Source organism: Enterococcus sp. AZ078 (assembly GCF_051714985.1).
Taxonomy (GTDB): domain Bacteria; phylum Bacillota; class Bacilli; order Lactobacillales; family Enterococcaceae; genus Enterococcus_B; species Enterococcus_B hirae.
On record NZ_JBIOSW010000001.1, the window covers coordinates 104,833 to 125,244 of the forward strand.

The 20,412-nt window shown below is 37.5% G+C and carries 15 protein-coding genes; 14 read left to right on the forward strand and 1 reads right to left on the reverse strand.

The features are described 5' to 3' along the window. Positions 1-177 precede the first annotated feature (177 nt). The 14 genes from IGJ18_RS00535 (at position 178) to IGJ18_RS00600 (ending at position 19,688) form a co-directional block, all read left to right on the forward strand. Positions 178-1,182 (forward strand): ABC transporter ATP-binding protein, encoded by a 1,005-nt coding sequence (locus IGJ18_RS00535; RefSeq protein WP_010736807.1) that lies wholly within the window; start codon positions 178-180, stop codon positions 1,180-1,182. Further along, a complete protein-coding gene (locus IGJ18_RS00540) occupies positions 1,183-2,127 on the forward strand; it encodes an ABC transporter ATP-binding protein (protein ID WP_010720418.1) in 945 nt (314 codons plus the stop codon). It abuts the gene before it with no gap. Further along, positions 2,127-3,089: an oligopeptide ABC transporter permease gene (gene opp4B / locus IGJ18_RS00545; RefSeq protein WP_010720417.1), complete on the forward strand. Its 963-nt coding sequence runs from the start codon at positions 2,127-2,129 to the stop codon at positions 3,087-3,089. Before IGJ18_RS00540 ends, opp4B begins: the two co-directional genes overlap by 1 nt. A gap of 27 nt (positions 3,090-3,116) precedes the next feature. Next, positions 3,117-4,031, forward strand: coding sequence for an ABC transporter permease (locus IGJ18_RS00550; protein WP_010720416.1), 915 nt, complete (start codon positions 3,117-3,119; stop codon positions 4,029-4,031). A 27-nt stretch (positions 4,032-4,058) separates the two neighbouring features. Next, on the forward strand, positions 4,059-5,837 hold the full coding sequence (locus tag IGJ18_RS00555; protein ID WP_010720415.1) for an oligopeptide ABC transporter substrate-binding protein: 1,779 nt from the start codon (positions 4,059-4,061) through the stop codon (positions 5,835-5,837). A 291-nt stretch (positions 5,838-6,128) separates the two neighbouring features. Further along, a complete protein-coding gene (gene rnc / locus IGJ18_RS00560) occupies positions 6,129-6,815 on the forward strand; it encodes a ribonuclease III (protein ID WP_010720414.1) in 687 nt (228 codons plus the stop codon). A 21-nt stretch (positions 6,816-6,836) separates the two neighbouring features. Beyond that, a complete protein-coding gene (gene smc / locus IGJ18_RS00565) occupies positions 6,837-10,415 on the forward strand; it encodes a chromosome segregation protein SMC (RefSeq protein ID WP_438842718.1) in 3,579 nt (1,192 codons plus the stop codon). Positions 10,416-10,423: 8 nt separating this feature from the next. Further along, positions 10,424-11,233, forward strand: coding sequence for a Cof-type HAD-IIB family hydrolase (locus IGJ18_RS00570; RefSeq protein ID WP_161652151.1), 810 nt, complete (start codon positions 10,424-10,426; stop codon positions 11,231-11,233). 10 nt (positions 11,234-11,243) lie between these two features. After that, positions 11,244-12,245, forward strand: coding sequence for a signal recognition particle-docking protein FtsY (ftsY, locus tag IGJ18_RS00575; RefSeq protein WP_010720411.1), 1,002 nt, complete (start codon positions 11,244-11,246; stop codon positions 12,243-12,245). A gap of 261 nt (positions 12,246-12,506) precedes the next feature. Then, positions 12,507-14,786 carry a bifunctional glutamate--cysteine ligase GshA/glutathione synthetase GshB gene (gshAB, locus tag IGJ18_RS00580; protein ID WP_438842719.1) on the forward strand — a complete coding sequence of 760 codons (2,280 nt, stop codon included), beginning with the start codon at positions 12,507-12,509 and terminating at the stop codon, positions 14,784-14,786. A 310-nt stretch (positions 14,787-15,096) separates the two neighbouring features. Next, positions 15,097-15,810, forward strand: coding sequence for a hypothetical protein (locus IGJ18_RS00585; protein WP_368016479.1), 714 nt, complete (start codon positions 15,097-15,099; stop codon positions 15,808-15,810). 109 nt (positions 15,811-15,919) lie between these two features. After that, the gene (locus IGJ18_RS00590) at positions 15,920-16,933 is read left to right on the forward strand and encodes a WxL protein host-binding domain-containing protein (protein WP_438842720.1); all 1,014 of its coding nucleotides are present in this window, start codon (positions 15,920-15,922) and stop codon (positions 16,931-16,933) included. A 152-nt stretch (positions 16,934-17,085) separates the two neighbouring features. After that, positions 17,086-17,292, forward strand: coding sequence for a hypothetical protein (locus tag IGJ18_RS00595; protein WP_438842721.1), 207 nt, complete (start codon positions 17,086-17,088; stop codon positions 17,290-17,292). Between the two features lie 20 nt (positions 17,293-17,312). After that, complete coding sequence (locus IGJ18_RS00600) at positions 17,313-19,688, forward strand: BspA family leucine-rich repeat surface protein (RefSeq protein ID WP_438842722.1); 2,376 nt, start codon at positions 17,313-17,315, stop codon at positions 19,686-19,688. 219 nt (positions 19,689-19,907) lie between these two features. Here IGJ18_RS00600 and IGJ18_RS00605 read toward each other — a convergent pair whose 3' ends face one another. After that, entirely contained in the window at positions 19,908-20,354 is a 447-nt protein-coding gene (locus IGJ18_RS00605) for a YueI family protein (RefSeq protein ID WP_010720405.1), read from the reverse strand. Between the last annotated feature and the right edge of the window lie 58 nt (positions 20,355-20,412).

Genomic DNA, 20,412 nt, shown 5'->3' on the forward strand with positions numbered 1-20,412 from the left:
CTGACAATTCTGGCAACTGACTGAAATTTTCTTGCATTGTAGAGGGGTTTTATATATAATTATTAATAATATATTGCACTATCCTTAGAATAACGCTTATTATAAAACGTTTTATTCTGTGGGATATCATTTTTTATTAAGAAAACTTCCAACCAGGGAGCAGAGAGGGGTATTCGATTGTCAGATAATCAACTATTAGATGTTCAGAACCTACATACAGGCTTCCGTCTTAAAGATGAGTATTACGATGCAGTAGATGACGTTTCTTTTACATTAGATAAAAACGAGATCTTAGCAATCGTTGGAGAATCTGGTTGCGGGAAAAGTACATTAGCGACTACTATTATGGGGTTACTTGATCCAAACAACACAAAGATCACAGGCGAAATTTTATATAATGATTTAAACTTGATTGAATTGAATGAAACTTTGTATAACAAAATCCGCGGGAATGATATTGGGATGATTTTCCAAGATCCGTTATCTGCGTTAAACCCTTTGATGCGTATTGAAGATCAAATTAAGGAAGGGTTATCTTATCATACCAAAATGAACGCTGAACAACGGCAAGCTCGTGCCTTGGAATTGTTGGAGCAAGTTGGGATTCCTAATCCTGCCAGAGTCGGACGACAATATCCCCATGAATTATCTGGGGGGATGAGACAGCGGGTAATCATCGCCATTGCGATTGCGTGTAAGCCACCGATTGTTATTGCGGATGAGCCAACGACAGCGCTAGATGTAACGATTCAAGCGCAAATCCTTGATTTATTAAAAGACTTACAAGAAGAAACCAAAACAGGAATCATTCTGATCACGCATGACTTGGGTGTCGTGGCAGAAATGGCTGATCGGGTAGCGGTAATGTATGGCGGTCAATTTGTTGAAGTAGCTGGGGTCAAAGAACTTTTTGAAAATCCTAAACACCCTTATACCCGTTCATTGTTGAACTCTATTCCTCAAGAGGGGAACCATGAAGCTGAGCTCCATGTGATTGAAGGCGTTGTTCCTTCTTTGAAAAACATGCCACGAACTGGTTGTCGTTTTGCTCCTCGGATTCCTTGGATTCCAGCCAGTGATCACGAAGAAAACCCTGTCCTTCATGAAATTGCTCCGAATCATTTGGTTCGTTGCTCTTGCTACAAACATTTCCACTTTAGAGACGAAAAAGGAGAGGTGTAGATGACAGAATTAATTACAATCAGCGATTTGAAAGTACACTATCCTATTCGTAGTGGATTCTTTAATCGAGTAACGGATCATGTATATGCAGTAGATGGTGTCGACTTCATTATTGAAAAAGGAAAAACGTATGGCTTAGTCGGAGAATCTGGTTCTGGTAAATCAACGACAGGGAAAGCAGTCGTTGGATTAGAAAAAGTGACTTCAGGACAAATCATTTATGAAGGTAAAGATGTCACTAAAAAAAGTAACCGACAAAAAATTGGCTATAACAAAGATGTTCAAATGATCTTCCAAGACTCAATGTCCAGCTTGAATCCTAAAAAGCGAGTATTGGATATTATTGCAGAACCGATCCGTAACTTTGAACGTTTGAGTGATCAAGAGGAAAAGAAAAAAGTGAAAAATCTACTGGATATCGTAGGGATGCCGGAAGATGCGCTGTATAAATATCCGCATGAGTTTTCAGGTGGACAGCGTCAACGTTTAGGGGTTGCACGTGCAGTTGCGACAAACCCAAAGCTCATCGTAGCAGATGAACCAGTTTCTGCATTGGATTTATCCGTTCAGGCGCAAGTATTAAATTTCATGAAACGAATCCAACAAGAATTTGGTTTAAGTTATTTATTTATTTCTCATGACTTGGGAGTCGTGAAACATATGTGTGATAATATCGCAATTATGTATAAAGGTCGATTCGTTGAAATTGGTACACGAGAAGATATTTATAATGATCCACGTCATATTTATACGAAACGTTTACTGTCTGCTATCCCTCGGATTGATGTCGAAAATCGGGAGTTACACAAAGAGAATCGACGAAGAGTGGAACGTGAGTACATCCAAAATCAAAAGGAGTACTACGATGCAACTGGTCGAGTGTACGATCTCCGTACGATCACACCGACGCATAAAGTAGCGTTGAAAGATGGAGGTGCCAGCTAATGTGGAAAACGATATTACGACGTGTATTATTAATGATCCCACAAGTTATTATTCTTAGTATTTTGATCTTTATGTTGGCAAAAGCGATGCCTGGAGATCCTTTTACCGGGTTGATCAACCCCAACCAAGATCCAGCAGTCATCGAGCAAATGAGACAGGCAGCTGGTTTGAATGATCCTTGGTATGTCCAGTATTTCCGATGGATCGGGAATGCGTTACAAGGAGACTTCGGTCAAAGTTTCTTATACAAACGTTCAGTTTCTGATTTGATTGGTGAGCGTATCGTCAATACTCTTTACTTGTCGATCTTAACAGTTATCATTACTTATTTGATTGCTGTACCACTAGGTATGTTGGCGGGTAGATACCAAAACTCATTTTTGGATAAAGCTGTTGTAATCTACAATTTCTTTAGTTTTGCTGTTCCGTTATTTATCTTTGGATTGATTATGTTATTTGTATTTGGTTATCGTCTAGGTTGGTTCCCAACCAGCGGCTCCCAGACGTTAGGAATCCAAGGGGGCTTTTTCACCCAGTTGATTGATCGCATGAAATACATCATTTTACCATCGATCACTCAAGCCTTTTTAGCTACAGCTGTAACGATCCAGTATTTACGTAGCGAAGTCATTGATTCAAAATCTTTAGACTTTGTGCGAACTGCCCGTTCAAAAGGGGTACCAACCAATAAAGTATTTAGTCGTCATATTTTCCGAAACGCGGCATTGCCGATGGCTTCACAAATGGGTTATGAAATTACTTCCTTGATTGCTGGTTCAGTAGTTATTGAAAAGATTTTTGGCTACCCAGGAGTTGGTAAATTGTTTATTGATTCGATCGGACAACGTGACTATACAGTTATTACCTCCTTAGTATTGATTTTAGGAATTGCGACGTTGATCGGAACCTTGCTTTCAGATATCATCATGAGCATTGTTGATCCACGTATCCGTATCCAATAAAATTCAATCAGAAAGGAGAAAAGACAAATGAGTGATAAAAAGAAAGACGTTGTGCAAGAAAGTATCCCGCCAATGGGGTTACGAATGATTGCCCGTGAATTTAAAAAAGATAAAATCGCCATTTTTTCATTAGGCTTACTCGTTATTTTATTGTTAGTTATCTTTATCGGTGCGTTATTTACAGACCAAGATAAAGTAATGTATGTCAGCATCTTTGATAAATATGCAGCTCCAGGTGCTATCTCTACCGAGGGGACAAAATTTATTTTAGGAGCAGATGAAGGTGGTCGGGATGTTTTAGGACAACTGATTATCGGTGCAAGAAACTCCGTCACCATTGGTTTTGCAATCACAGTCATCACTTCGATTATCGGGGTTGGACTAGGGATCATTTCTGGGTTTTATGGGGGGATCATCGATAACATTTTGATGCGTATCGTTGACTTCATTATGATTTTACCGATTATGTTGATTATTATCGTATTTGTATCGATTATCTCTAGATATAATGTTTGGTCGTTCATCTTCATTATGAGTGCATTTTATTGGGTTGCTAAAGCTCGATTATTCAGAAGTAAAACTTTATCAGAAGCAAGGCGTGATTATGTGAGTGCTTCAAAAACAATGGGAACAAGTGATTTTAAAATCATGTTCCGTGAAATCATGCCTAACTTAAGTTCATTGATCATTACCAACTTAACGATGAACTTTGCAGCAAATATTGGGATCGAGACCACTTTGACTTTCTTAGGGTTTGGCTTACCAGCAAATGTTCCTAGTTTAGGAACGCTAATCGGTTATGCCAGCAACGGTGAGGTTTTAGTGAATCGACAATGGATCTGGTTACCTGCGTCAATTCTAATTTTAGTATTGATGTTGAGTATAAACTATGTTGGACAAGCGTTTAAGCGTTCTGCCGATGCACGCCAACGATTAGGTTAAAGAAGAAAGCAAAGGGGGAAATAAGGAATGAAGAAATCAATTTTAGGCGTTGTTACACTTTTTTCAGTAATGGCATTAGCTGCTTGTGGAAGCGGCGGAGGTTCTAACTCTTCTGGGAGTTCAGCAAATAACGGTGAGAAGAAGGAATTAACATTTCCAATCTCAACGAAAAATGATAAAGATGCAATAAAAGATGGCGAATTGGAGGCTGCAGTAGCAACCGATAGTCAATTCAAAGGATTGTTCCAATGGGAATTTTATCAAGATTCTTACGATGCAGCATTTATGGCACCTTCTCATGAAGCACTATTTACAAATGATGCGGACTTCAAGATCACAAATGATGGTGCAGCGAGTTTAGATTTAGACCAAGAGACGAAAAAAGCAACGATCAAAGTAAAAGACAATGTAAAATGGTCAGATGGTAAAGATGTAACCGCAGATGACGTGATTTTCCCTTATGAAATTATCGGTAACAAGGATTATACAGGTATCCGTTATGATGATAACTTCCGAAACATCGTTGGGATGGAAGAATACCATAGCGGTAGCGCTCCGACAATCTCAGGTATCAAAAAAGTGGACAATAAGACAGTTGAAATCGAATATAAAAAAGTGGAACCAAGTATGCTTCAATCAGGTGGTGGGATTTGGGCATATGCAGCTCCAAAACACACACTTGAAGGTGTAGCAATCAAAGACATGGAATCAAGTGATCAAGTACGTAAAAATCCAGTGACTTTTGGTCCATATTACATGAGTAATATCGTTGCAGGAGAATCAGTAGAGTATCTACCAAATGAATATTACTGGAATGGCAAACCACAATTGAAAAAAATCACGATGAAATCATTGCCGATTGCTAGTGCAACAGAAGCTTTGAACTCAAAACTTTATGACATGATTTTCCAAATGCCTACAGATACGTATGACACATATAAAGATGTCTCAGGTTACACAAACTTAGGACGTGAACAAACATCATACACTTACTTAGGCTTCAAATTAGGTAAATGGAATGCTGAAAAGAGCAGTGTTGAATACGATCCAAATTCTAAAATGGCAGATAAATCATTGCGACAAGCAATGGGTTATGCATTAGATAACGATGCAGTAGGGGAACGTTTCTATGCAGGGTTAAGAAGCAATGCTACTTCATTGATTCCTCCTGTATTTGAATCATTCCACGATGACGATCTAAAAGGATTTACGCAAGATATCGATAAAGCAAACAAATTATTGGATGATGCTGGCTATAAAGATGTAGATGGTGATGGGTTACGTGAAGATAAAGACGGAAATAAATTAACGATCAACTTTGCTTCAATGTCAGGTGGCGAAACAGCGCAACCATTATCTGATTACTATGTGCAACAATGGAAAAAAATCGGCTTAGATGTGAAATACACGACTGGACGTTTAATCGAATTTAACTCATTCTACGATAAATTAGAAAATGACGATCCTGAAATTGATGTATATCAAGCAGCTTGGAGTACAGGAACTGATCCAAATCCAAACGGACTATGGGGACCAAATGCAGCATTCAACTACACTCGTTTTGAATCAGAAGAAAATACGAAATTGATCAATGATATCAATTCAAGTGAAGCATTTGATGCAGATTACCAAAAAGAAGCATATAAAAAATGGCAAGCATATGCATTTGAAGAAGCTTTCGCAATTCCAACATTGTTCCGTAATGAAGTACTACCAGTGAGCGATCGTACTAAAGATTGGGATTGGTCATATGATGCACCAAATCCATGGGCGAAAGTAACGGTAACAGCAGAATCACGTTCTTAAAATAAGGACATACATGCCGTTTAGCGAAAGTAATGAATGAATCTGGCAATGAGAAAGACCTCCCAAACACGGAAACGGTTTGGGAGGTCTTTTCGTATAGCTGGCAACTTTTGAATACTATTTATCAAATCAATCAAATGATCAGCTAATAAATTCTTTAATCGAAAAAATCATTGGATCCTTGAGGTTTATTAAACCTTTACTTACCTTTTGTCGGAACCATTTCAAATTTAGACAAAAACCAGTATAATAAGGAAGTATTGAAAAAATATCCATAAAGGAATGTGAAAAATGGACAATCAGCTGACAAATGAATTAAAAGAAAAGTATACTATCGTTTTTCACGATCTCAATCTACTTGAACAAGCTTTTACCCATTCATCCTATGTGAATGAGCATCGCAACCTTCAACTATCAGATAACGAACGATTAGAATTTTTAGGAGATGCCGTATTAGAATTAATGGTTTCAGAATATTTATATCGTTTATATCCAGATATCCCAGAAGGTAAACTAACAAAGACACGTGCGGCGATCGTTCGTGAAGATAGTTTATCCAAGTTTGCCAAAGAATGTGGATTTGATAAATATATCATGTTAGGTAAAGGAGAAGAAAATTCTGGGGGAAGAACCAGACCAGCTCTTCTTTGTGACTTATTTGAAGCCTTTCTAGGTGCTTTGTACCTTGATCAAGGGTTTGAAGCAGCCCATGCCTTTCTTCAAACAGTTGTCTTTCCAAAAGTCAAAGCAGGTGCTTTTTCACATGAGATGGATCATAAAACGAAGTTGCAAGAAGTGTTGCAAAAATCAGGTGATGTATTTATTGAATACCGATTAATAAAAGAGGAAGGTCCGGCACATGAACGGATTTTTTGGATCGAAGTCTATGTAGATGACAAGTTGATTGGGACTGGGCAAGGAAAATCGAAAAAACTAGCAGAACAAGCTGCTGCAGAAAATGCACTGGCAGCACTGTAAAAGTAAGTGAGGGAACGCTTCGTGTATTTAAAACGAATTGAAATAGCTGGATTTAAATCCTTTGCAGATAAAACAGTGATTGATTTTGAAAATAGTGTGACAGCCGTCGTTGGACCAAATGGGAGTGGCAAAAGTAATATCACTGAAGCAATCCGCTGGGTTTTAGGCGAGCAATCTGCTAAGAGCCTTCGAGGTGGGAAAATGCCCGATATTATTTTCGCTGGTTCAGACTCTCGTAAGCCTTTGAATGTGGCAGAAGTTACAGTACTTTTGGATAATACCGATCATTATTTACCATTGGATTATCAAGAAATCAGCGTGACTCGTCGCTATCGACGAACAGGCGAAAGTGATTTTTTTATCAATAAACAACCTTGTCGATTGAAAGACATCCAAGAACTGTTCTTAGATTCAGGTTTAGGAAAAGAATCGTTTTCGATCATTTCACAAGGGAAAGTAGAAGCAATTTTTAGTAGTAAGCCAGAAGACCGTCGGGGAATATTTGAAGAAGCAGCAGGTGTATTAAAATATAAACAACGCAAGAAAAAAGCGGAACAAAAGTTATTTGAAACAGAAGATAATCTTAGTCGAGTGCAAGACATTATTTACGAGTTGCAAGAGCAATTAACACCTCTAGCTGAGCAAAGTGAAATCGCTAAGAAATTTTTGCAGTTAAAAGAAGAATTAACCCAAACGGATATAGCGTTGATGATTACAGAGATCAACGTAGCGAAAAAAGAGTGGGAAGAAAAACAAACTCAGCTGACACAATTCAATCAAGAGCTGACAAAATTAGCGACACATATCCAATCGCAAGAAGCCGTGCTATCAGAAAAAAGAAAGCAAAACGCCAAAAAAGACCGTCAAATTGAAAAAGGTCAACAAAGTCTGTTGGCATTGTCTGAAAGATTAAAACAAGCAGAAGGGCAAAAAGATGTCTTAATAGAGCGGACAAAGCATACACAAAAGAGTACGCAAGAATATCAGGCTTCTTTGGCCGAGGCGCAAAAGAAAGTAGCGCATTTTGAGGAACTTCAGGAAAAATTGACAAAAGAAACAACTGAAAAAGAAACAGAAATCCAAGAAGCACAACAACAGTTGATGAAGACACAACAAGAATTGGAAAAATATCAAAAATCAACGAAGGAATTATTATCTGAATTACGAGATCAATATGTTGATTTGATGCAAGAACAAGCGAATGTCGGAAATGAATTGAAATATCTTGAACGTCAATATTTACAAGAAACGTCCAAAAGTAAACAAACATTAGCGAAGCAATCAGAAGTAGAAGCCTCTGTCTTGGCGTTATCCTCTCAAAAACAGGAACTATCTGAAAAACAAGCAAATCTTCAACAAGCTTTAGTTAAGAACCAACATGAGTTGGAAGAAGTTCAAACAAAAGGGAAAACAGTACAAACTAAATTAACCAATGAACAACCTAAAATGTACCAATTGATGAACCAAGTCCAACAATTAAAGGCACGCCAAAAAAGTTTACAAGAAATCCAAGAAAACTATTTTGGTTTTTACCAGGGCGTTCGGTTAGTTTTACAACATAAACAACAATTATCTGGTATCGTAGGTGCAGTCGCTGAGTTAATTGATGTACCTAGCTCTTTTACCCTTGCAATCGAAACAGCTCTAGGTGGAGCAGCGCAACACGTCATTGTTGAAAACGAACACGATGCACGTCAAGCAATCACTTATTTGAAAAAGCAAAGAGGGGGTAGAGCGACCTTTTTACCGTTAACAACGATTAAACCTAGACAGTTACCTGCGCACGTTCTTTCGCAAGCAGCAACGGTAGATGGGTTTTTAGGTATTGCAAGTGAACAGGTGACATTCCCTGCAGAAATTCAAACCGTGGTCCACAATTTATTGGGAACGATCTTATTAGCGAAGGATCTAACTAGTGCCAATGCTATTGCTCAGACCATACGATACCAATACCGAGTAGTGTCTCTGGAAGGAGACGTGATGAATGCTGGTGGTTCCATGACGGGTGGAGCAAATAAACGGGGGAATCAAGGCAGTCTCTTCTCTCAAAATCAAGAATTGAAACAGCTGACAGCAGAATATGAACAAGCAGATCAGCAGTTGCAAAATCAAGAAAAAATTGTTCAAGAACTACAAACCAAAGTCGCTGACTTGAGCCAAAAACAAGAAAAGTTGCGTACGCAAAATGAACAATTGCGGTTTGAAGAGCAGGAAATAACGAATCAACTGCAAAATATCACGAATGACTTAGCACGCTTTGAAAAAGAAAAGCAACTCTCAAACTTTGAAACGAGAGAATTGCAACAATTCATCGAAACATATCAAAAACAACAAGCAGAGTTAACGGCAAGACAAAAGGAAATCGAACAACAACGACAACAAATCGATGAAGAGATCAAATCACTGAACCAAGAAAGTGATCAAATGGAAGAAAAACGATCACAAGTCCAAGCACGAAAAGCACAGGAACAAGCAGATTTAGCTGTCTTGAAAGAGCAATTCAATCATTTACAGATCCAATTACGCGGAGCACGTGTTCAAAAAAATGAAGCACTTGAACGTCAGACAAGTTTAGAGCAACAATTAGCAACATTGACTGCAGATTTTTCTGATCATGAAATCACTGAAGAAAGTTTAGCGAGCCAAATCACGGAACTTGCGCAACAGCGTGAAGAACTGCAAGCAGAACTAGTGGCAGTGAAGGAACAACGAGAACGTACGCAAAAAGAAATCGATCAGCTTGAAACAGTACTTGCTGAAAAAAACCAACAACAAAAACAACAACTAACAGAACAATCGAAACTGGAAGTGCAAAAAGACCGTGCAGAAATGTTGTTGGATCATCAGCTGAGCTATTTGCAAACGGAATACCAAATCAGCTTTGAAAAAGCTGTCACTGATTACCAGCCAACTTCCGATATTGTAAGTAGTCGCACGAAAGTAGCAGTCTTAAAAGAGCAGATCGCAGACCTTGGACCAGTGAATATCCGTTCGATTGAGCAATTTGAGCAAGTGAATGAACGACATACGTTTTTAGCCACACAACGTGATGATTTGTTATCTGCAAAGAACCAATTGTTTGAAACAATGGAAGAAATGGATGCTGAAGTACGGGCTCGCTTTAAAGAAGTATTTGAAGCAATCAGGCAAGAGTTTAAAGTAGTCTTTCCTAATATGTTTGGTGGCGGTCGCGCAGAATTGGTATTGACTGACCCATCGGATCTATTAAAAACAGGGATCGAAATCGAAGTGCAACCACCGGGCAAGAAATTACAAAGTCTGAGCTTGCTTTCTGGCGGAGAAAGAGCATTAACTGCTATCGCCTTGCTGTTTTCAATCATCCGAGTTTGTCCTGTTCCATTTTGTATTTTAGACGAAGTAGAAGCTGCGTTAGATGAAGCAAATGTGAAAAGATTCGGACGTTATTTAAGTGATTTCCAAGATGACACTCAATTCATCGTGGTCACACACCGAAAAGGTACCATGGTAGCTGCCGATGTTTTATATGGAGTAACCATGCAAGAATCAGGTGTTTCAAAAATTGTGTCTGTCCGCATGGAAGATATCAATGAAGAAGGAAAAATGGAAACGAAGGTGTAAGGAAATAAATGATTAAATTAATTGCGATCGACTTAGACGGTACATTATTGAATGAAGAAAAACAAATTTCAGATGAGAATAAGCAAGCTTTAGCGAAAGCAAAAGAAAAAGGTGTTAAGATCGTTTTATGTACTGGTCGTCCCTTAGCAGCAATGGCTCATTATTTGCAAGAGTTAGGATTAGTGGACGAAGGGGATTATAGCATCACCTTCAATGGTGGTCTTGTTCAAAAAAATGATACAGGAGAAATCATTGAGAAAAAAGTGATGGAAGTTGCTGATATCCATCGTTTATATGATCTTGCGCAAAAATTGGCATTGCCCTTAGATGTATTATCAGATCATGTGGTTTTACAATTACCGACTGCACCAGGGAAGAAATCTTTATACAACACATTAAATAAATTATTGCAGTTTCAACCGGCAAATTTAGCAGATCTGACAGACGCGTTTGTGTTGAATAAAGCAGTTATTGCCTATCCGCAAGCGGAATTAGATCCTAAGATCAAAGAAATACCAGCCGAATTTCATGAACGTTATGAAATCATCAAGACCCGCAGTATGCTTTTAGAATTTATGCCAAAAGGTGTGACAAAAGCTTATGGTATTTCTTTACTAGCAAAAGATTTAGGTTTAGAACCAGCTGAGATCATGGCAATTGGGGATGAAGAAAACGATTTGCCGATGATTGAATACGCTGGAATGGGTGTTGCCATGGCAAATGCCGTCCCATTTGTTAAAGAAGCAGCGAATTATGTTACGTCAAGTAACTTAGAACATGGTGTAGCCAAAGTTATCGAAAAATTTGTTTTAGATTAGGGGGGATCGTATGGGCTTTTTTGATAAAATCAAGCGTGCTTTTACTGGTGAACAACAAGAACCAGAAGAAGTCGAAGTACAAGAGAAATATGATAAAGGGTTAGAAAAAACCAGAAAAACATTTGGCGAACGAATGAATGAATTGTTTGCTAATTTTCGGACAGTAGACGAAGACTTTTTTGAAGAATTAGAAGAAACACTGATTGGTGCGGATGTTGGGTTTGATACGGCTATTCAGATTTCTGAAGCGTTGCGTCAAGAAGTAAAACTGAGAAACGCAAAGAAACCAGCTGAGATCCAAAATGCAATCATTGAAAAATTAGTGGATTTATATGAACAAGAAGGAATCAACGAAGTTAATGAATTAAATCTACAAGAAGAAGGATTAACAGTTATTTTGTTTGTCGGGGTAAACGGTGTTGGAAAAACAACCAGTATCGGAAAACTAGCCCACCAATACAAAAATGAAGGGAAAAAAGTGCTGCTGGCAGCAGCCGATACTTTCCGAGCAGGTGCGATTGACCAATTAGTGGTTTGGGGCGAACGTGCTGGTGTCGAAGTGGTTCGGGGAAATGCTGGTGGCGATCCAGCAGCAGTTGTGTATGATGCGATGGAACGTGCGAAAAGTGAACAGGCAGATGTGTTGTTAGTAGATACAGCTGGACGTTTACAAAACAAAGTCAACTTGATGAATGAGTTGGAAAAAATCAAACGTGTCATTCAACGAGAATTACCAGATGCACCTCACGAAACATTACTTGTACTAGATGCGACTACTGGTCAAAATGCAATGGTACAAGCAAAACAATTTAAAGAAACAACTGATGTCACTGGGCTCGTTTTAACCAAACTAGATGGTACAGCCAAAGGTGGGATCGTGTTAGCCATCCGTAATGAACTTCACTTACCGGTGAAATTGGTAGGGCTTGGCGAAGGAATCGATGATCTTGAACCATTTGAACCTAATGATTTTGTTATTGGTTTATTTAAAGGATTGTTGAAAGAAGAGTAAGCAGTTATTCTTTTTATCAGCAAGAAGAGCATTTAGCTAAAAAATTGAATCTTTTTAGCTAGATGCTTTTTCTTATAGAAAGGTAACGGTAATTCTACATATAATGATGGTATTAGTAAGGTATGGGAGTGAACCAACCCAACCGACGAAGTAAGCGTACATAAAATTGGACAGGCTTTTTTTATATTTTGAAACAATTTCATTCTTTTTCTGGCTATTTTTTACTATAATTAGAGGCATACGAACTGGAGGATAATCAACATGAATTTTAAACAATTACTAAAACATCCTAGTTCACGTCCATTTATCGATCAAGCACGTTTTGGTGTAGAACGAGAAGGACAGCGAGTGAACCTTACAGGAGATCTAACACGTACTGATCATCCAAGTGTTTTTGGCGATCGTACGTTTCATCCATATATACAGACAGACTTTAGTGAAACACAAATTGAATTAATTACACCAGTCACCGATTCGATCCATGAGCTTTTCCAATATATGTCAGCCATTTATGATGTTGCTGCTCGCTCAATTCCTGAAAATGAAATGATCTGGCCTTTAAGTATGCCACCAGCATTGCCAGCAAAAGATGAAGACATCATGATTGCAAAATTAGCAAATTTTGAAGATGTGTTATATCGCCGCTATTTAGCTAAAGAATATGGGAAAAGAAAGCAAATGGTTAGTGGTATCCATTTTAATTTTGAATTTGGAGATGATTTGCTTCGATCGTTGTTTGTGCAACAAACAGAGTTTTCGGAGTTTGCTGCTTTTAAAACAGAGCTATATTTGAAAACTGCGCGCAATTTTCTGCGCTATCGGTGGTTGATTACCTATTTTTATGGGGCATCACCATTAAGTGAAGCAAACTATTTCATTGATAAACCAGCTCCTAATGAGCCAGTTCGAAGTATTCGGAATAGTTCGTATGGTTATACGAATCATCCAAATGTCAAAGTTTCGTATGCTTCAATGGAGCAATATTTGTTCGACATTGAAAAGATGGTTGAAGAAGGAAAACTATCAGAAGAAAAAGAATTTTATACGCCACTTCGTTTTCGTGGTGGTAAACGGGTAGCAGATTTAGCTAAAACGGGTGTGCGTTATATCGAATTAAGAAATATCGATTTAAATCCCAATGCACGTTTAGGAATTGATCAAGAACAAGTTCGTTTCTTACAGTTATTTTTAACTTATATGTTATGGACGGAAGAAAAAGAAGCAGCTGATCAATGGGTAGAAGAAGGAACTAGAAAAAATGAAATCGTCTCTCTTGAACATCCTCTAAATCAAACCGAGTTTATCGAGGAAGGCCGTTATCTTTTAACTGATATGAAGAAAATGGCGCTCGAACTTGAGCAACTAGAGGCACTACCATTGATTGAAAAAATGTTAGAAGAACTGGAACGTCCAAGTGAAACACTAGCAGGAACAATCTATCAAGCAGCAAAAGAAAGTAGTCAACATCAGTTTGCTACCTCTTTGGGTCTTTCTTACTATCAAAAAGCGCATGAACGTCCGTATCAACTCGCAGGATTTAGAGAGATGGAGTTGTCTACGCAAATCTTGTTATTTGATGCGATCCAAAAAGGTATTGAAGTGAAAGTGATTGACGAATCGGATCAATTTTTGCGGTTACAGCATCACGATCATATTGAGTACGTGAAAAATGCAAATATGACAAGTAAAGATAGCTATATCGTTCCCTTGATCATGGAAAATAAAACGGTCACTAAAAAAGTCTTGAAAGAAGCCGGCTATCGTGTGCCAAACGGAGCCGAGTTTACGACAATGGAGGAAGCAGTCAAAGCCTATCCAAGATTTGCAAACAAAGCATTTGTCATTAAACCTAAATCAACGAACTATGGACTGGGCATCACGATTTTTAAAGAAGGCGCTGATTTAGCGGACTATCAAGCAGGACTTGCGATTGCCTTTAGCGAAGATCGTTCGATTTTAGTAGAAGAATTTATGCCAGGCACGGAATATCGCTTCTTTGTGATTGATGGCAAAGTCAAAGCAATCATGCTTCGTAAACCTGCGAATGTCGTCGGAGATGGACAACGTACAGTTGCTGAATTAGTCGCTGAAAAGAATCTTGATCCTTTAAGAGGCACAAATCATCGAGCACCTTTAGAGCTAATTCAATTAGGAGAATTAGAGCAACTGATGTTAAAAGAACAAGGTCTTACCGTTTCTTCTGTTCCCCAGAAAGATCAGGTTGTTTATCTACGAGAAAATTCTAATATTAGTACAGGTGGCGATTCGATTGATGTCACAGACGAATTTTCTGAAAGTTATAAGCAGATAGCTGTTTCTGCAGTTGAAGCTTTAGGCGCAAAAATTAGTGGAATCGATTTGATTATTCCGGACAAAGAGGTAGCACCGGAAAACAGCGCTACTGCTTATGGGATTATCGAAGCTAACTTTAATCCAGCGATGCATATGCACGTGTACCCATTTGCAGGTAAAGGGAGAAGATTGACTTTAGACGTGTTGAATTTATTGTATCCTGAACTTCATATCCTGACTCAAAATTAATCACATTATGGCAAAACTCACTAGCTAAAAAATAACCCATAGAATCCAGAAAATAAGGATGTTATTTTCGGATTTTATGGTTTTTTTTATGCATCGGGTTGCTAAGTACACGATTTATTTTTAAAAGTCATGTACAAATGATCGCCCTGTTTACTACTTTTACTGCTCAGTCTCTTAGATTTTTTTGAAAACAAGTATGAAATCAAAAAAAACGAACAAAAACTGAATCTAGTTTAATGATACGCTTTTTTTGTTCAATCAGGACAGTATAAAAATACCCGATGTTTGAAAAAGAAAGTGAGTGAAATAAATGAAAAAAAGTACTTTTTTAATCAGCACTGGCTTGCTGGCTTCTTTTTTATTAATTAATAATCCAAGGGTATACGCAGCAAGCACAACTATGACTCCGAGTCCAGCAACAGCTGAAACACCTATCAGTGCGCCACTTGAATTACCAACGAATGGTGGGAGTAATCCAACGCCACCAAGTAATACGAAAGATCCTGCCAGCTCATCTGATCCAGGGAATAAATCAAATAATCCTACGGTTGCCTTTGGGATTGCTTATGAACCAGGTACTTTTACAATCCCGTCAACAAAATTATTGGAAACTGGCTCTCAGACGATCCCTGTGACCATGCCGCAAAATTCTGGCACATTTGATGTCGGGGTCAAAGACAAAACTCGGGAAACTATGGGATGGTCTTTAAAAGCACAAGTTGTTTGGGATAATGGAGAAAAAGGAATGTCGATTCAAACTGCCCATACTGGAACTAATGCGAAGGTCAATACTGGAAATGGTCAGTTAGTGGACGCTCCAGCTGGTTCAGTTACTGCTGTGCCTAATGTTGAGATTACATCAGATGCTCAAGTTTTATTGATGTCAGGAACACAGGGATTTGTGCATAATGACACCTATGATTATGGATTAGGACAAGTGTCTCTTAAAATAGCAAATACAAAAACTACGCCAGCAGGGACACATACAGGACATGTCGAATGGAATCTATCGGTTGCTCCATAATTACCTTAAGAAGGGAAAGGACTTACTCTTTTCCTTTTTTTGATTATTGGCAGACCAAGCTTTTGATCAAAGAGCTGCTGATAATCAAAAAAAGGAAGGAAGAACGGTATTGTTAAAAAAAGTGCAATCAATCATCTTATTTCTTATGTTTATGTTTATTGGTACGTTGGATGTTCAAGCAGAAGAAATAATGGGAGGCTATACGATCGAACGTATTCCCAATGTGCATCAAATTGATACTAATTTAGGCTATTTTTATCTATGTGAGCAACCAGGTACACAAGATCAATTGGGTGTTAAACTGATCAATAGTTCAAATCAGGAGAAACGATTAACGGTTAAAGTTACAAACGCAAATACCAATGTGAATGGTTTGTTAGATTATACAGGTACGATAAAAGACAACAAAGATTTGAAATTACCATTGACTTCGATCGTCAAAGCGACACAGTCAGAAGTCAAAGTACCAGCAAAGAGTGAAGTAAAGACCTCTCTTACGGTTACATTACCCAAAGAAAAATTTCCCGGTGTGGTCGTCGGAGGAATCGTGGTTTCTGAGAAAGCTGAAAAAACACCAAAAGACCAGAAAAAAGAAGTATCAATCGAAAATACGTATAACTACACATTAGGAGTAGTTTTAACCAACAATGCAAAAACCAAAATGAATCAACCTATTTCTGTTACTTTAGAAAAAGTCGCTCCGATTTTATCAAATGGAAGAAAAATCATTCAAGCAGATATTTTAAATCCTAATCCTTATATATTTGATCAAGCAACTGTTGCAGGTAAAATTCTTGAAAAAAATACAGATAAAGTCATCAAAGAGCAACAAAAAACAAATGTAAATATTGCACCTTATTCAGTCTATCCTTTTCAATTTGATTGGAAAAAGGATGAACTAAAGGCAGGGACATATGTTTTTACTGGTTCAGTTAAGGCAGGTGGCAAGGAATGGTTATTTAGCAAAGAATTTACGATCAATCCAACAACGGCTAATGATATCAATGAACAGTCGCTTTATCACGTTGTTGTTCCTCAATGGCTCCAAATTAGTTGGATCATTCTCTTTTTAGTCAATGTAGCTGGCATCATCTATCTGGCTATAAGATATAAGAAAAAATAATGAGTACTCATTCTCTTTTTTCGTTTATATCCATTTTTAGAAAAAATAGGAGTATGAATGATTTACTTTATGAACAGAAATAACATACTTTCAAAGGAGGAATCAAATAAGTATAAGTCTTATATTTATTTGATTGGAAGGAGTGGACAATTATGTATACGATACCGATTTTTATTATTTCAACGGGTATTCTCTTCATGGGCGCAGCCATTTACCTATTTTTAATGAATTATAAAAGAGTGATTATAGGAGAAGAAAATAAAACGATTCTTTATCTTAATACACTAATTCTTGTGACTTCAATTAGTTTCATCTTATTAGGCGTTGGATACTTTTTCGTTGTGGCGAAACAATTATAAGTGAAGAGGAGCTGACTGATTTGAGAAAAATAAAATATGTTTCGATCATGATGATTTTGTTAGGAAATATGGTTTATTATGGACAATCAGGCTTTGCGGATAGCCAAACAGCGACTACCGTTGAAAACAACGACTTGAAGCAAGTAGTAGAATCGCCAACAGCAGGAAGTCATGAGGGAGTCTATCAACACATCAACTATCGATTGAATAATTCAGAACTAACACTGTCAGGATTGTCAGACAATACCCAAGTCCCAGCCATCGTGATTAATTCTTCATTTTTAGATGCTATTCAACCAAATATAAAAAAACTAATCTTATCTCCACAATTTTTGAGAGATATCAACAAAAATGAAGTGCATTCTTTGACGGTGTCTGCTGATCTCCCTTTCACCCCTTGCATGGCTAGTGATCATGGGAATAGTGTCAATCTGACACAAGTATTTTCTGGAAACCAAACACTCAAAAATGTTGATTTTGGGCTGACTGATTTTAGTCAGGTGGCTAATACAAGTGAGATGTTTAAAAACTGTACTCAATTACAGTCTGTAAAGATCAACAAACTTGATGCGACTAATCTATCAGGTATGTTTATGAATTGTCCGAATTTAACACAAGTGACAATCTTAGAAAATGAAATGCCAGAAGATTTGAGTGATATGTTTAATGATTGTCCACAGTTAACAAAAATTGAGGGAATCAACAATTGGAAGACAACCATGATTAAAAGTGTCAAAGAATTCGTCACTAATTGTCACGCATTAAAAAATTTAGATTTAAGTCATTGGCCTGTTTCATTACAGAATCAATTGCAAGAACAAAATGAACATTCTATTGAGGGGAGTTATGTAGCGATGCCCCCTGTAGATCAAATAACTTCCTCTGTTACAGCAGCAACCGGTACTGTATCGGAATGGCAATATCAGTTGACGCCACAAAAGGATCGTTATCTTTTAACGAAATACATTGGAAAGAGCCAAGAAATCGTTGTGCCTACAGTAATCAATGGAAAGCCGACTATTTTGAACAATATCAACACTGCAGTTTTCCCTAATTATAAATCGATTACCAGTTTTAAAATTGCTTCGGGGAATAAAGTACCAATTCAAACGACAGATTTAAGATATGCTTTTCAATTTTGGTCGAATTTAAAGGAAGTAGATTTGACGGGACTGGATGTTAGTACAGTGACAAACACAGGAGCGATGTTTGCTAATGATCCTCTTTTAACTAAAGCGAATCTGAGTGGTTGGGATACTTCCCATATTACAGATATGAATTATATGTTCAATGCAGATCGAAATTTACAAGAATTAGAATTAGCAAATTGGGATGTTCGTCAAGTGATGAATATGAATTATATGTTTGCCTATTTGTCTAGTTTAAAAAAATTAGATTTGAGCTCTTTTCAAACAGAGAAAGCAAAGTTTATGAATAGCATGTTTTTTGGCATGAATGAGTTAAATTTATTAGATTTAAGACAATTTGATCTGACGAATGTCACTGATACTACTAATATCTTTACTACAGACAACAAGACTCCACTATTAGTTATTGCCAAAGATAATAAACTATTGAATTATAATTATCTTTCAAATAATCGGATAATCGCTGGTCCTACTTTTGATGCCAACGGGGGGACGTTTGAAGATAATAGTATAACAAAACACTATTTCCAATCTGTTGCGGTTTCTCCTACCGATCCTAAACTACAAATGGCAACACTTGATCAATTCAAAGCTACTCTAGTCGCTGAGAAACCAAATAGCATTTTTATCGGCTGGAACATAAAAGAAGGGGGCAGTGGAAATCAGGTGACAGACTTACTCAATACGACTTATCAAGCCATCTGGTCACCATTACCAGAAATGCCATCTCCTTCAGACAATATGAGACCGGGAACAACAAGTTCATTTGGACTTTCTTATATCCCTAAGAAATTTAGCTTTCTTGAAACACCATTAAAAGAATCAGGAGAGCAATATATTCCATTTATTAAACAAACTTCTTTTGATGTCGGTGTATGTGATGAGAGTCAAACTAATAATAGTTGGTCACTACAAGCGCAACTTGTTTGGGATAGCGCTCAGGAGATTCCAACAAGCTCGATCGTCCTAACTAACCAAGGTATCGTGAAGAAAAATATCAATGATGGAAATGCGCCATTTAATCCTAGTACGGACTTGGTTGATTGTGGTAGTGAAGTCCAAGGTACTATTTCACCAGAAATAAAAACGGATAGCCCAACCGTTATAATGAAAGCTACTCAAGCAATTCATACCTCTGTCTATAATTATGATTTAGGAAATGTCTCGCTCAAAATCACTGATGCAAAGGTAGCACAACCCGGAAATTATACGGGGCACGTTGAATGGAATTTAGTTAATGCCCCTTAAAATTGATTGAATAGTTATGAAGATCAAAAGAAATTAGCTATGGGATAACATAGGTGAAAGATTTTTTACTGAATGAGGTATGTTGTAGATTGAAAATAGTGTTCAACGCCAAAAAAAGAGAAGATACTTAAATTGCTTGTCAATTTTAGTATCTTCTCTTTTTTAGAGATTGTTTTGAGTATCATGCCTTTTATGGGGAATATGACAGTCAGCATAAGCTTAAAATAGTCGTTCCCAAAAGCTTTTTTTCTTCGGCTGTTCTTTTGGAGAAAGAGACTCTTGTTTGGGATATTTCTTTTCTACATCAATGACTGGCTCGTTGACCGCTTCTTTAGCAGCGACTAATAAACCAAAGCTATTGGGATCATCAGATACATAATCATTAACGATCGTAAAGCGTACATTTTGTTTGGTAGCAAGTTGGATATATTGATTCTGGATCGTTAAAGGTAGCGAGCCATTCAGAAGAACCGTAACATCGGGTTGTTTTTCGATTTCTTTGAGAAAGTTTTCTTTGTTTATAGGATCTTTCATCTCAGCTACAGTCATACTTAAATAGCAACGTTCACGGAATGTCCCCATATATTTATGTTGTTCCTCCGGATTAACTAATGGTGTACCATACATCCCCTTATCTAAGTGGCTTTGTACATCATCTTTTGACATCAAAATATCCTCCTTTTCATTGTATAGCTAATAAAAGTATAACATACAAACAATTGAA

What these genes read in the sequence shown, in the direction of transcription:
- IGJ18_RS00540 (WP_010720418.1), top strand. Translation starts at nt 1,183, where the DNA reads ATGACAGAATTAATTACAATCAGCGATTTGAAAGTACACTATCCTATT.
- opp4B (WP_010720417.1), top strand. Translation starts at nt 2,127, where the DNA reads ATGTGGAAAACGATATTACGACGTGTATTATTAATGATCCCACAAGTT.
- IGJ18_RS00550 (WP_010720416.1), top strand. Translation starts at nt 3,117, where the DNA reads ATGAGTGATAAAAAGAAAGACGTTGTGCAAGAAAGTATCCCGCCAATG.
- IGJ18_RS00555 (WP_010720415.1), top strand. Translation starts at nt 4,059, where the DNA reads ATGAAGAAATCAATTTTAGGCGTTGTTACACTTTTTTCAGTAATGGCA.
- rnc (WP_010720414.1), top strand. Translation starts at nt 6,129, where the DNA reads ATGGACAATCAGCTGACAAATGAATTAAAAGAAAAGTATACTATCGTT.
- IGJ18_RS00570 (WP_161652151.1), top strand. Translation starts at nt 10,424, where the DNA reads ATGATTAAATTAATTGCGATCGACTTAGACGGTACATTATTGAATGAA.
- ftsY (WP_010720411.1), top strand. Translation starts at nt 11,244, where the DNA reads ATGGGCTTTTTTGATAAAATCAAGCGTGCTTTTACTGGTGAACAACAA.
- gshAB (WP_438842719.1), top strand. Translation starts at nt 12,507, where the DNA reads ATGAATTTTAAACAATTACTAAAACATCCTAGTTCACGTCCATTTATC.
- IGJ18_RS00585 (WP_368016479.1), top strand. Translation starts at nt 15,097, where the DNA reads ATGAAAAAAAGTACTTTTTTAATCAGCACTGGCTTGCTGGCTTCTTTT.
- IGJ18_RS00595 (WP_438842721.1), top strand. Translation starts at nt 17,086, where the DNA reads ATGTATACGATACCGATTTTTATTATTTCAACGGGTATTCTCTTCATG.
- IGJ18_RS00605 (WP_010720405.1), bottom strand. Translation starts at nt 20,354, where the DNA reads ATGTCAAAAGATGATGTACAAAGCCACTTAGATAAGGGGATGTATGGT.